The sequence below is a fragment of the Actinoplanes sp. NPDC000266 genome (assembly GCF_042899005.1).
Taxonomy (GTDB): domain Bacteria; phylum Actinomycetota; class Actinomycetes; order Mycobacteriales; family Micromonosporaceae; genus Actinoplanes.
Genome location: NZ_JBIAZI010000011.1, coordinates 323,794 through 336,807, shown reverse-complemented (window position 1 = coordinate 336,807; position 13,014 = coordinate 323,794). Strand labels below are relative to the sequence as shown.

Sequence of the window (13,014 nt, the reverse complement as noted above, 5' to 3'; positions counted from 1 at the left end):
GGTGTGACGATGAGCGAACTGGACCTGCTGGCCGAGCGCTTCGAACGGGACCGCGCGCATCTGCGGTCCGTCGCCCAGCGGATGCTCGGTTCGGCCGACGAGGCCGACGACGCCGTTCAGGAGACCTGGGTACGGCTGAGTCGCAGCGACACCAGCGACGTGGGCAACCTGACCGGCTGGCTGACGACCGTCGTCTCGCGGGTCTGCCTCGACATGCTGCGTTCGCGGGCTTCTCGCCGCGAGGACCAGACCGAGGTTCCTTCGACGACGTACGACGACGAGCCCGGCCCCGAACAGCAGGCGCTTCTCGCCGACGCCATCGGGCCGGCGCTGCTTCTCGTTCTGGACACGCTCGGCCCGAGCGAGCGTCTGGCCTTCGTCCTGCACGACATGTTCGCCGTGCCTTTCCCGGAGATCGCCGAGATCGTCGGGTGTACGCCGGCGGCCGCGCGCCAGCTGGCCAGCCGCGCCCGGCGGCGGGTGCGGGGCGAGCCTGTTCCGGACGACGACGGCACCGACCGGCGGCGGGCCGTCGTGAGCGCCTTCCTGACCGCCGCCCGGGCCGGTGACTTCGGCGCCCTGCTCACCCTGCTCGACCCCGATGTGGTTCTGCGGGCCGACCCCGAGGCCGTCAAGATCGGGGCGACGGCCGTGCTCACCGGCGCGGGCGAGGTGGCCGGCCGTTTCCACGGCGGCGCCCAGTCGGCGCGCCTGGCTTTCCTGGACGGCGCGCCGGGCCTGGTCTGGGCGGTCGGCGGTCAGGTCCGGGTGGTCTTCGTCTTCGGCTTCGAGGGCGACCGGGTGAGCCGTATCGACCAGTTGGCCGACCCTGCCGCCATCGAGGCGCTGACCATAGAGATCTTGCCGAACAGTGCGCTGGGTCAGATCTGAGCGAGCGAACCGGCGTACATCTGGTTGATCTGCTCGGAGAAGTTGGTCTCGACCGAGCGGCGCTTGATCTTCATCGAGGGGGTGATCTCGCCCGCCTCGATGCTCAGGTCGCGGGGGAGGATCGCGAACTTCTTGATGGTCTCCCAGCGGTTGAGCTTGCCGTTGAGCTCCTGGATGTAGCCGTCGATCATCTGCTGGGTCTCGGGCGCGCAGCAGATGTCCTGGTAGCTCTTGCCGGCCAGCGGGCCACTGGCGGCCCAGCCCTTGATCGCGTCCTCGTCGAGCGAGATCAGCATGGTGACGAAGTTGCGGGCCTGGCCGATGACGACCGCCTGCGACGTGTACGGGCAGACCGCCTTGAACATGCCCTCGATCGCGGACGGGGCGATGTATTTGCCGCCGGACGTCTTGACCAGGTCTTTCTTGCGGTCGGTGACCCGCAGGAAGCCGTCCGCGTCGAGCTCGCCGATGTCGCCGGTGCGCAGGAAGCCGTCCTCGGTGAACGCCTCGGACGTCTCCTTGGGCAGGTTGTGGTAGCCACGCATGACCGGGGCGCCGCGCAGCAGCACCTCGCCGTCGGTGTCGATGCGGCACTCGAGGTCACCCAGGGGCAGGCCGACCGTGCCGATCTTCAGCTTGTCGAGGCGGTTGACGAAGTTGGCCGCGCTGCTCTCGGTCAGGCCGTAGCCCTCCATGATCGGGAGGTTGGCGGCGGCGAAGAACTCGGCGATGTCGCGGCTGAGCGGGGCCGAGCCGCTGACCAGCACGCGCAGGCGGCCACCGAGCTTGGTCTGCAGCTTGCTGAAGACCAGGCGCTCGGCCACCGCGAACTTGAGCTTGAGACCGCCCGGCAGCGGCTTGCCGGCCTGCTCGAGCGCGACCTTCTGCTTGCCGACCCCGACCGCCCAGTGGAAGATCTTGGCCTTGGCCCCGCCGCCCTCCAGCGCCGTGGTCACCGTCTTGTTGTAGACCTTCTCGAAGATGCGGGGAGCGGCGCACATCAGCGTCGGCTGGACCACCGCGAGCATGTCGACCAGCTTGTCGACGCGGCCGTCGACGTACGTCGGCACGCCCACGTGGATGATGCCGCAGAGCAGCGTCTTGCCGAACGAGTGCGACAGCGGCAGCCAGAGATATTGCAGGTCGGTCGACTCGAACAGGCCGAGGCCCTGCTGGGCGACGCCCTCCCAGGTCCACCCGGCGTGCAGCAGCTGCACACCCTTGGGCCGGCCGGTGGTGCCGGAGGTGTAGATGAGCGTGGCGAGGTGGTCGGGGCCGATGGTGGCCACGATCTCCTCGATCAGCTGGGGGTTGCCGCGCAGGGCGCCGGCGCCGCGCTCCTCGAGCTCGGTCAGCGTCAGCTGGGGCGGGGTCGCGCCGGCGTCGGCCGGGCCGTCGATGATGACGACGTGGGTGACGGCGGTGTCGACGCCGGAGATCTTCAGGGCCTGCTTGGCGTTCTCGGCGATCAGCACCTTGGAGCCGGAGTCGGCGACGATGTAGCTCGCGTCCTCGGGCTCGGTGGTCGGGTAGACCGTGGTGGTCGCCGCGCCCGCGCAGTTGATGCCCAGGTCGGCAAGCACCCACTCGAACCGGGTGCCGGAGAGGATGGCGACCCGGTCCTCGAGACCCACGCCCAGCTCGCGCAGTCCCGCCGCGATCGCCGTAGCCCGCTCGCCGACCTGCGCCCACGTGTGCCAGACCATGCCGCTGTCGTCGGCGTTGGGCACGGCGAAGGCCTGGCCGTTCGGAGTGGCGGCCACCCGCTTGAAGAACATGTCGGGGATCGACCGGTACGGGACCTCGAGAGCCATCGGCGCCGCCTTCAGATGCAGGAACGGGGGGATTTAACGTGTTAGTTACCGCAGAGTATTGGTGACGGGGCGGGAGGGCTAGTGGCACGGCGCCTCACATCGAGTCTATCGACCGGGAGACCTGGTCGTCTCACAGCGTGAAACCGGCGAGTAACTCTAGGAACTGGCCGGCCGGAGGGCGGGCGCGAGCGAGGCGGTGACCGCCGAGACGGCGACGACGGTGGCGAAGGCCAGGATGGCCAGGCGGGGGCCGCCGCAGGTGACGAGCAGGCCGGCCAGCAGGGGCGCGGCCGCGGCGGCGGACATGGCGACCATGAAGATCACGCTGAGGACGCGGCCCTGCAGGGCGTCGGGGGTGATCGCCGCCTGATGGGCGAACAGCGCCGCGTTGCAGGCCGGACCGGCGAAGACGGCCAGGGCGACCGGCGCCGCCGTGGCCACGCCGATGGCCGGGATCGCGCTGACCGTCAGGAACGCGAAGGCGGCCCAGCACAGGGTGCGGATCAGCCGCGCGAACGGCAGCCAGCGGAGCAGGGCCGGAGCGGCCAGCGCGCCGAGCAGGCCGCCGGCGCCGACGATGGTCTCGGTCAGGCCGATCACGCCGGGCGCCGTGCCCTCGTCCTGGAGGGTCACGATGATCGTGAAGATCGTCCCGGTCAGGGCGAAGTTCAGCGGGGCCGCGATGATCAGCACCGAGCGCAGGAACGCGTTGGTGAAGACGAACCGCAGGCCCTCGGTCAGGGCCGCGAGGTGGCTGCCGGGCCGGTGCCGGGTGGTCTGCATGGGCTTGCGGATGAGGGCGACGCCGATCAGCGAGGCCAGGTACGACACGGCGTTGCCGACGAAGGGCAGGGCGTGGGTGATGCCGAAGAGCAGGCCGCCGAGCGGGGGACCGGCGAGCGAGGTGCCGTAGCTGCGGGCCTCGTTGCGGGCGACCGCCGCCGGCAGGTGCGGCACGGGGACCAGGCTGCGCAGGGCGGCGTGCTCGGTGGTGTTGAAGAACGCCCCGCAGACCGCGTCGATCACCGCCACCACGATGATCGTGGCGAGGTTGGCGTGCCCGGCGATGACGGTCACGGCCAGCGCGGCGAAGGCGATCAGCCGGACGATGTCACAGGTCAGCAGGGCCGTGCGGCGGTTGATCTGGTCGGCCAGGACCCCGGCCGGCAGGCGGCAGGCGAGCTTGGTGACCTGGGCCGCGGTGCCGACGGCGCCGGCCTGCACGGCCGAGCCGGTCACCTCGAGCACGAGCAGCGGGACGGCGAGCTGGGCGATCGTCGCCCCCAGGTCGGACAAAGTCTGACTTGTCCACAGGAGATTGAACTCGCGGTTGCGCCAGAGGCTCGGCACTGTCCGCGATTCCATGGTCACCCAACGCAGGATATGTACTGCATTCCATATCTCGCACGAGCCCGGCCCGCGCTGAACCGCGGGCCGGGCGTCGAAGCGGACGAAATGGAAGGGTCAAGGGGCCAGGTAGAGAAGGCGGTTCGGGGAGCTGGTGCCGGGGCTCGTGACCACGCCGGTGGTGGCGCCGTTGACGAGGCTGTCGCGCACCTGGGCCGGGGTGAGGCTCGGGCTGCCGGAGAGGACCCGGGCGGCCGCGCCGGCGACGTGCGGGCTGGCCATCGACGTGCCGCTGATCGTGTTGGTCGCGGTGTTCGACGTGTACCAGTCCGACGTGATCGACGAGCCGGGCGCGAAGATGTCGAGGCAGCTGCCGTAGTTGGAGTAGCTGGCCCGCGCGTCGGTGCTGGTGGTGGCGCCGACCGTGATGGCCGCGGCGACCCGGGCCGGCGACGAGTTGCAGGCGTTGGCGTTGGAGTTGCCGGCGGCCAGGGCGTAGGTGACGCCCGAGGTGATCGACCGGGAGACGGCGCTGTCGAGGGTGCTGCTGACGCCGCCGCCGAGGCTCATGTTGGCCACCGCGGGCTTGACCGCGTTCGTGGTCACCCAGTTGACGCCGGCGATGACGCCGGCCGTGGTGCCGCTGCCGGAGCAGTTGAGCACGCGGACGCCGACCAGGCGGACCTGCTTGGCCACGCCGTAGGTGGTGCCGCCGACCGTGCCCGCCACGTGGGTGCCGTGGCCGTTGCAGTCGACGCCGCCGGAGCCGACCGCGTCGTAGCCGAACGACGCCCGTCCGCCGAAGTCGCTGTGCGTGTACCGGATGCCGGTGTCGATGACGTACGCCGTCACGCCCGACCCGGTCGTCGTGTACGAGTACGTGGTGCTCAGCGGGCGGTTGCGCTGGTCGATGCGGTCGAGGCCCCAGGTCGCGTTGGCCTGCGTGGCCAGCAGCGAGACCGTCTGGTTCTGCTCGACGTACTCGACGTCGGGGCTCGCCGCGAGGCGCTTGGCCTGATAGGCGGTCATGCCGGCCTCGTACGCGTTGATCGTGCCGAAGCTCTGGCGTACCTGGCCGCCGAAGCTCTTGGCCAGCGTCGCCGGCGCCTTCGCACCGGCCTTGAGGACCACGATGTAGCTGCCGGGCACCGCGTTAGCCGTGCCGTCCAGGCGGATCTCGCCGGTGGCGGCGGCCGCGGCCGGGGTGGCCGTCGCGGCCGCGGTGATCGCGGCGAGCACGCCCGCGATCAGGATGCGTCTCTTCGCCATGCGCTGTCCTCTCTCGGCCCCGTGATATTGACGAGCGCCAATAAGTCTATACGGAGGGTTACGGAGAGGCGGCATACCGTATGGGCCATATCGGGGCCCAGAATGTGCGGGTGGATCTGATCATCCCGCCCGGCGGGAACAAGACCGTGGCCGTCTACCGCGCGCTGCGGGAGGCCATTGTGGACGGGAGGTTGCCGCCCGGATCGCGGCTGCCGGCGACCCGGGTCCTGGCCGCCGATCTCGGGATCGCGCGGGGAAGCGTCGCGGGCGCCTATGAGCGCCTCGCCGCCGAGGGCTATCTGGACGCTCGGGTGGGGGCGGGGACTTTCGTCGCTTTCAAACCGATGAACCGGACGCCTCGACGCGAGGGCGGTTCGCTGAAGCCGCGGCGCGGATGGGCGTTCGCGCCACTGCCGACGAGCGGGGGCGCGCCGCCGCCGCGCTACGACTTCCGGGTCGGCATCCCCGACGCCGGGCTCTTCCCGTTCGACGCCTGGCGGCGCCTGCTCGTGGCCGAGACCCGGCTGCGGGCCAACAGCCTGGGCACGTACGCGGAACCGTCCGGCCATCCGGCCCTGCGGGAGGCGATCGCCCGCTATCTCGGCGTGGCCCGGGGCGTGCGGGCGAGCGCGGCCGACATGGTGATCACCAACGGCACCCAGCACGCGCTCGACCTGATCGGCCGGGTGCTGATCACGCCGGGCGACGTGGTCGCGGTCGAGGACCCGGGCTATCCGCCGGCCCGGCGCCTGTTCGCCTCGCTCGGCGCCCGGGTCGCCGCCGTGCCGGTCGACGCCGAGGGCCTGGTCGTCTCGGCGATCCCGTCGTCGTCCACTTTGGTCTACACGACGCCGTCGCATCAGTTCCCGCTCGGCCGGGCGATGAGCGCGGCCCGCCGCCGCGAGCTGCTCGACTGGGCCGGCCGCCGGTCGGTGGCGATCGTCGAGGACGACTACGACAGCGAGTTCCGCTTCCTGTCGCGCCCGCTGGAGCCGCTCTACAGCCTCGACACCGCGGGCCGGGTGCTCTACGCCGGCACCTTCTCCAAAAGCATGCTCCCGTCGCTGCGCACCGGCTTTCTGCTCACCCCGCCCGGCCTGCGCGACGCGCTGGTCGCGGCCCGCCAGATGGGCGACGGGCACGGCCAGCCCGCCGTGCAGGCCGCGCTGGCCCGCTTCATCGACGACGGCCAGCTGGCCCGGCACGTGCGCAAGGCCGGCAAGGCCTACGCCGTGCGGCACCGCCGGCTCGTCGCCGCGCTGATCGCCACCGAAGGGCTCGAGGCGATCCCGTCCGCCGCCGGCCTGCACCTGGCCGCGGTCACCCCCGTCGACTCGACCGCGGTGACCAGGGCGGCGAAGCGGGCCGGGATCGGCCTCGACGACCTGCGCACCTATTACGCCGATCAGTCCACCGGGCAGACCGGCCTGGTGTTCGGGTTCGGCGCGACCGACCCGTCGCTGATCGGCGAGGGCATGGCGCTGCTGGCCGGGATCCTGGACCGCCACGCCTGATAGCCGATCGCGCCCGCCGCGACCACCAGGCTGAGCAGCGCCGGCGGCCCGGTCAGCCCGAGCAGCGCGACCACCGCCACGAACGCCACCGCGGCCACCACCCGCTGCCGCCCGGCCAGCAGCTTGACCGCGGCCGCCGTGCCGATCACGTAGACCAGCGTGAAGCAGCCGGTGACCAGCAGCATCATCGTGTGCAGGTCGATCGGCAGCACCACCGAGACGAGGCTGCCGAGCAGCACGGCGACCAGCGCCTTGCGCGGCGTGCCGAACGGCCGCGCCGGCAGCGCCCCGTCCCGGGCCAGCGCCGCACCGAGCTGTGACGACCCGGCGAAGTAGGCGTTCACCGCGCCGGCCGTCAGCAGCAGGGCCACGACGGCCGTGAGCGCGCGGACCGGGCCACCCACCCCGGCCGCGAGCAGGTCGGCCAGCGGCGCCTGGCTGTCGCCGAGCGCCGGCCCGAGCACCAGCACGCTGGTGACGGCCACGGCCAGGTAGAGCCCGCCGACCACTACGACCGCGATCGCCGTGGCCCGCGGCACGTCGCGCCGCGGATCGCGGTATTGCCCGGACAGCGACGAGACCGCCTCCCAGCCGGCGAAGCCCCAGATGAGCACGGCCACGGCCGTGCCCACGCCGGCCCAGCCGTGCGGGGTGAACGGGGTCAGGTTGCCCCACCGCGCGTGCGGCAGCGCGGTGATCACCGTGAGGAGCAGCAGCACGGCGAGCGTGCCGGTGAGCGCGAGCTGGGCCCGGCCCGAGATCCGCAGCCCGAACCAGTTCATCACCGCGACCGTGCCCACGACGGCCAGGAAGGTGCCGAGCACGGTGGCGCGGCCGCCGCCGATCACGTCGGCCACATAGCCACCCGCGAACGCGGCCGCGGCCGGCGCACCGAGCGGCACCGCGAAGAAGAAACACCAGCCGACGGCCGCCGCCGCCCGTGGCCCGAACGCCAGCCGGACATAGGTGGAGACGCCGCCGGCGTCGGGATGTCGGGCCCCGAGCGCCGCGAAGGTCCAGGCCAGGGGCGCCGAGAGCACGATCAGCGCGACCCAGGCGACCAGCGAGGCGGGACCGGCGACATCGGCGGCCAGGGCGGGCAGGGAGATCACGCCGGTGCCGAGCACGGCGCCGATGCTGAGGGCGGTGCCCTGGGCCACGGAAAGTTTCATGGCGAAACCGTAGGCGGGAATTGGCTCGCCCGCGTAGGCCAATCCGGCCCAGATCGATTGGGCCAATCAGAGGCCCAGGGAAGCCTCCCGCAGGCGTGCCGAGTCGCCGTCGATCGTCACCCGAGCGGCGTCCTTGCGGCCGGTGAGGAAAAGCGCGATCTCGCCGGGATCTCCGGACAAAGTGGCAACAGGATCATCGCCTACGGTGAAGGAGCCGAAGCCGTCGGAGCGGACCTCCGCCGACAGCCGGGCCCGTCGCAGGGCCAGCTTGCCGGTCATCCGGACGGCCTTCCACAACGCCGCCTGTTCCCCCGGGGAAAGGGAGCGCGGCGTCCACGAGGGTTGCGCCCGGCGGGCGTCCTCGTGGTGGATGAAGAACTCGACGGTGTTCGTCACCTCGTCCAGCAACGGGTTGCTGACCGGGCTCCACCAGGGTGGCGTCCGCAGTTCGGAGATCACTTTCTCGTACGGCTGGGAAGCCTTGGCCAGGCGCACGCGTTCACCATGACCGTGCAGGGGCGGCAGGAGGATGCCGGCCGAGGCGTCGGGCCGCCGGTCGCGTACCACGAGATGAGCCGCGAGATCGCGGGTCGTCCATCCGGTGCAGAGCGTGGGCTGGTCCGGCCCGAGCGAAAGCAGCAGGTCGGCGAGGAGTCGGCGTTCGCTCCGGGCATAGGCGGTCACGAACGTGATCGTAGACACATTGTCGTACCTGTGAACGAACGGCGCCCGTTCGGCAGGATGGGGAAGTAAGGCCGGAACCCCCGGCGAACACTTACCAGTCAGGTAGGAAATTGAGCAGCAGGACCAGCCGCGATGTGCTGGGACGGGGACTGCGTGTGCTGGGACAGGCGATTCGTACCGAACCGCGCCTGTTCACCGTCGGGGTCGTCGGCAGCAGCGTCTTCGGCCTTCTGGTCATCGCGAACTCGTACGTGGTGGGCTACGTCATCGGCCATGTCGTCGTGCCCGCCTTCAGCAGCGGAAAGGCCGGCACCGGTGAGCTCGCGCTGATCGCGGCCGTCTTCCTCGGCCTCAGCGGGCTGCGCGTGGCCAGCGTCTTCGGCCGCCGCCTGGGCGCCGGCTTCATGCAGTTCCGGCTCCAGGCCCGCTATCGCCGTGCGGTGACCAGCCGTTATCTCTCCCTGCCGCCCGCGTGGCATCAGCGCCACGCCACCGGCACTCTGCTGTCGAACGCGAACTCCGACGTGGAGGCCGCGTTCGTGCCGATCGCGCCGCTGCCGTTCGCGGTCGGCACGATCGTGATGATCTTCGCGGCGGTGGTCGCCCTCTTCTTCACCGACCCGGTGCTGGCGCTGGTCGGCGTCACGCTCTTCCCGGCCCTGTTCGGCCTCAACTTCGTCTATTCGCGGGCCATGTCGCCGCGGCAGATCCGGGCCCAGCGGATGCGGGCCAAGGTCAGCGCGGTCGCGCACGAGAGCTTCGACGGCGCGCTGGTCGTCAAGACGATGGGCCGCGAGGCCGACGAGTCGCGCCGGTTCGGGGTCTTCGTGACCGAGCTGCGCGACGCGCTGATCTCGGTGGGCCGGCTGCGCGGCCTGTTCGACCCGCTGATGGACGCCCTGCCCAGCCTGGGCACGCTGGCCGTGCTGCTGCTCGGCGCCTGGCGCCTCCAGTCCGGCGCGATCTCGGTGACCGAGCTGGTCACGGTGAGTTTCCTGTTCACGGTGCTGGCCTTCCCGGTGCGCGCGATCGGGTGGGTGGTGGCGGAGCTGCCGCGCAGCGTGGCCGGCTGGGAGAGGGTCCAGGCCGTCCTCTCGGCGACAGGCGATTTGTCGTACGGCGACAAGAGCGCCGACGGCGAAGGAGCCGCCGAGCTGCGCTTCGACAAGGTCGACTTCCGGTACGGAGACGGCCCCCTGGTCCTGCGCGATGTCTCCTTCACCGTGCCCCGGGGGAAGACGGTGGCCCTGGTCGGCGCCACCGGATCGGGCAAGTCGACCATCGCCTCGCTCGCCGTGCGCCTCATGGACCCGGTCGACGGGCGGATCGTCCTCGACGACACGGCGGTGCCGTCCCTGAGCGAGGCCGCACTGGCGCGGGCGTCCGCTTTGGTCCCGCAGATCCCGTTCGTCTTCGACGACACGATCCGCGGCAACGTGACGCTCGACCGTCCGGAAATATCCGACAAGTCGGTGGAATGGGCGCTTGAGCTGGCGCAGGCCGACCGATTCGTCGCCAATCTGCCGGAGGGGCTCGACACCGCGGTCGGCGAGCGCGGCACCTCTCTGTCCGGCGGGCAGCGCCAGCGGATCACCCTCGCCCGCGCGCTCGCGGGCAAGCCTCGAATGCTTGTCCTGGACGACGCCACCAGCGCGGTCGACCCGCGCGTGGAAGCCGACATCCTGGCCGCGCTGCGGGGCAACGACGCCGGCGCGTCCATCCTGGTCGTCGCCTACCGGCGGGCCACCATCGCGCTGGCCGACGAGGTCGTCTACCTGGAGCAGGGCAAGGTCGTGGCCACCGGAACCCACACCGAGCTCCTCGCCAACCACCAGGGCTACGCGGATCTCGTGACCGCGTACGAGAAGGCCGAAAGGGTCGAAGCATGAGCACCGGCACGTTCGCGACGATCAAGCGCGGGCTGGCGCTCTCTCCGGAACTCAGGCCCGGGCTCGGTGGCACCATCGCCCTCGCCCTCGTGCAGATGGGTGGCCGGGTGGCCGTGCCGATCGCCGTCCAGCAAGGCATCGACCACGGCATCCGCGGCGCCGGCGGGCCCGACCTCAACTACGTGGTCGGTGTCGTCGCGGTCACCTTCGTCGCGCTGATGATCTCGACGCTGGCCGGTTATCTGATGACCCGGCGGCTGTTCACGGTCAGCGAGACCGCGCTCGGCGGCCTGCGCTCGCGCACGTTCCGGCACATCCACGACCTGTCGATGCTGCACCAGCAGTCCGAGCGGCGCGGCACGATGGTGTCCCGGGTGACCAGCGACGTCGACCAGATCTCGCAGTTCCTGCAGACCGGCGGCGTGCAGCTGCTGCTCGCCTCGGGCCAGCTGCTGGTCTCGACGATCGTGATGTTCGTCTACTCGTGGCAGCTCACCATCGTCGTGCTGCTCGCCTTCGGCCCCTCGGTCGCGATCATCCGGCTCTTCCAGAAGCGGCTGGCCTCGGTCTACGCCGCGGTGCGCGAGCGCACCGGCGTCATGCTGGGCGCGGTCGCCGAGAGCGTCGTGGGCGCGCTGGTCATCCGGGCGTACGGCGTGGCCGGCCGCACCGAGAAGCGGCTCGACGAGTCGATCAGCAGCCTCCAGAGCGCGCAGCAGAAGGCCCTCAAGACCAGCGTGACCAGCTTCTCCAGCGGCGAGATCGGGGCCGGCCTGGCGCTGGCCGGCGTGGTCGTGGTGGGTGTGCTGATCGGCGAGGACGGTGGCCTGACGGTGGGCCGGCTGACCGCGTTCCTGTTCCTGGTGACGCTGTTCATCCAGCCCGTGCAGATCGCCACCGACATGCTCAACGAGGCGCAGAACGCGGTGGCCGGCTGGCGCCGCGTGCTCGACGTCCTCGACATGAGCCCCGACGTGGCCGACCCCGACGACGTGGGCGTCGCGCTTCCGGTGGGTCCTCTCTCCGTACGCTTCGACGACGTCTCGTTCCGTTACCCGGGCGGGCCGGTCGTGCTGCATGACGTCGACCTGGAGATCCCGGCCCGGACGAAGGTGGCCGTGGTCGGCGAGACCGGCAGCGGCAAGACGACCTTCGCCAAGCTGCTCACCCGTCTGATGGACCCCGCCGAGGGTGAGGTTCTGCTCTCCGGGACGCCGCTGACCTCGGTGCGTTTCTCGTCACTGCGCTCGAGGGTGGTGATGGTGCCGCAGGACGGCTTCCTGTTCGACGCGACGGTGGCCGAGAACATCCGCTTCGCCGAGCCGTCGCTGACCGACGAGCAGCTGGAGGCGGCCTTCGTCGAGCTGGGGCTCAAGGACTGGCTGGACGGGCTGCCGGGTGGGCTCGAGACCCCGGTGGGCGAGCGCGGCGAGGCGCTCAGCGTGGGGGAGCGGCAGCTGGTGGCGCTGGTCCGGGCGTACGTCGCCGATCCTGACCTGCTGGTCCTGGACGAGGCGACCAGTGCGGTCGACCCGGCCACCGAGGTGCGGCTTCAGCACGCTCTCGACACGGTGACCAGGGGGCGGACGACGGTGGCGATCGCACACCGGCTCTCCACGGCCCAGGCCGCGGACGAGGTGATCGTGGTGGACGCGGGCCGCGTCGTCCAACGCGGCCCGCACTCCGAGCTCGTCAACCAGGAGGGTTCGATCTACGCGAAGCTCTACGCCTCCTGGCTGGAGCAGACGCGCTAACTACCGCGCGTAGAACTCGACTACGAGCTGCTCGTCGCACTGCACGCGGATCTCCGAGCGCTGCGGCAGGCTGATCATCGTGGTGCGCAGGTCCTCGAGCACCGTGGAGAGGTACGGCGGGGTCGGGCCGTCGACGTGGGAGCCGGCCGCGGCGATCTGGAACGGCGGCTTCTGCCGGCTGCTCTCGCGCACCTCGACGACCTGGCCCGGCTTGAGCCGGTAGCCGGGGCGGTCGACCTTCTTGCCGTCCACGGTGAAGTGGCCGTGCACGACGAGCTGACGGGCCTGGTAGACCGTGCGGGCCAGGCCCGCGCGGGTCACCACGGCGTCCAGGCGGCGCTCGAGCAGGCTGACCATGGTCTCGCCGGTCTTGCCCTCGGCCCGGTGGGCGTCGTCGTACGCCTTCCGCATCTGGGACTCGCTGATGTTGTACTGGTGCCGCAGGCGCTGCTTCTCGAGCAGACGGACCTGGTAGTCCGAGGCCTTGCGACGGCTACGGCCGTGCACACCCGGCGGGAAGGGCCGCTTCTCGAAGTACTTCACGCACTTCGGCGTCAGAGGGATGCCGAGCGCCCGCGAGAGCTTGGCTTTAGGTCGGGAGTTGTTCATGAAGTCTCCGGAGTCACTTGCGCTTGAGGCCGGTGTTACGGTTAGCCTCACCTTACTAAGGCAAGCCTAAC

Annotated in this window: 9 protein-coding genes and 1 pseudogene; 4 read left to right on the top strand and 6 right to left on the bottom strand. The window is 71.0% G+C overall.

Annotated elements, in window-relative coordinates:
• Positions 1-9: 9 nt before the first annotated feature.
• A complete protein-coding gene (locus ACFY36_RS39115) occupies positions 10-891 on the top strand; it encodes a sigma-70 family RNA polymerase sigma factor (RefSeq protein ID WP_499750935.1) in 882 nt (293 codons plus the stop codon).
• On the opposite strand, the gene ACFY36_RS39110 is transcribed toward ACFY36_RS39115, so the two are convergent.
• The 3 genes and pseudogenes from ACFY36_RS39110 to ACFY36_RS39100 all read right to left on the bottom strand — a co-directional run.
• A complete protein-coding gene (locus tag ACFY36_RS39110) occupies positions 882-2,705 on the bottom strand; it encodes an AMP-dependent synthetase/ligase (RefSeq protein WP_499750934.1) in 1,824 nt (607 codons plus the stop codon). The genes ACFY36_RS39115 and ACFY36_RS39110 overlap by 10 nt on opposite strands.
• 156 nt (positions 2,706-2,861) lie before the next feature.
• Positions 2,862-4,070: an MFS transporter gene (locus ACFY36_RS39105; protein WP_499750980.1), complete on the bottom strand. Its 1,209-nt coding sequence runs from the start codon at positions 4,068-4,070 to the stop codon at positions 2,862-2,864.
• 108 nt (positions 4,071-4,178) lie between these two features.
• Positions 4,179-5,321 (bottom strand): annotated as a pseudogene (locus ACFY36_RS39100) (S8 family peptidase); the annotation flags it as partial.
• 110 nt (positions 5,322-5,431) lie between these two features.
• On the opposite strand from ACFY36_RS39100, the gene pdxR reads away from it, so the two are divergent.
• Positions 5,432-6,835 carry a MocR-like pyridoxine biosynthesis transcription factor PdxR gene (gene pdxR, locus ACFY36_RS39095; RefSeq protein ID WP_499750933.1) on the top strand — a complete coding sequence of 468 codons (1,404 nt, stop codon included), beginning with the start codon at positions 5,432-5,434 and terminating at the stop codon, positions 6,833-6,835.
• Here pdxR and ACFY36_RS39090 read toward each other — a convergent pair.
• Entirely contained in the window at positions 6,727-8,007 is a 1,281-nt protein-coding gene (locus tag ACFY36_RS39090; RefSeq protein WP_499750932.1) for an APC family permease, read from the bottom strand. The genes pdxR and ACFY36_RS39090 overlap by 109 nt on opposite strands.
• A gap of 66 nt (positions 8,008-8,073) precedes the next feature.
• The gene (locus ACFY36_RS39085) at positions 8,074-8,691 is read right to left on the bottom strand and encodes a TIGR03085 family metal-binding protein (RefSeq protein WP_499750931.1); all 618 of its coding nucleotides are present in this window, start codon (positions 8,689-8,691) and stop codon (positions 8,074-8,076) included.
• A 110-nt stretch (positions 8,692-8,801) separates the two neighbouring features.
• Here ACFY36_RS39085 and ACFY36_RS39080 point away from each other — a divergent pair, with 110 nt between their 5' ends.
• On the top strand, positions 8,802-10,580 hold the full coding sequence (locus ACFY36_RS39080; protein WP_499750930.1) for an ABC transporter ATP-binding protein: 1,779 nt from the start codon (positions 8,802-8,804) through the stop codon (positions 10,578-10,580).
• A complete protein-coding gene (locus ACFY36_RS39075; protein WP_499750929.1) occupies positions 10,577-12,334 on the top strand; it encodes an ABC transporter ATP-binding protein in 1,758 nt (585 codons plus the stop codon). The genes ACFY36_RS39080 and ACFY36_RS39075 overlap by 4 nt, the downstream gene beginning before the upstream one ends.
• Here the strand turns inward: ACFY36_RS39075 and rpsD are convergent, their stop codons facing one another.
• Positions 12,335-12,943, bottom strand: a complete 609-nt coding sequence (gene rpsD / locus ACFY36_RS39070; RefSeq protein WP_499750928.1) for a 30S ribosomal protein S4 — start codon at positions 12,941-12,943, stop codon at positions 12,335-12,337.
• Positions 12,944-13,014: the final 71 nt, after the last annotated feature.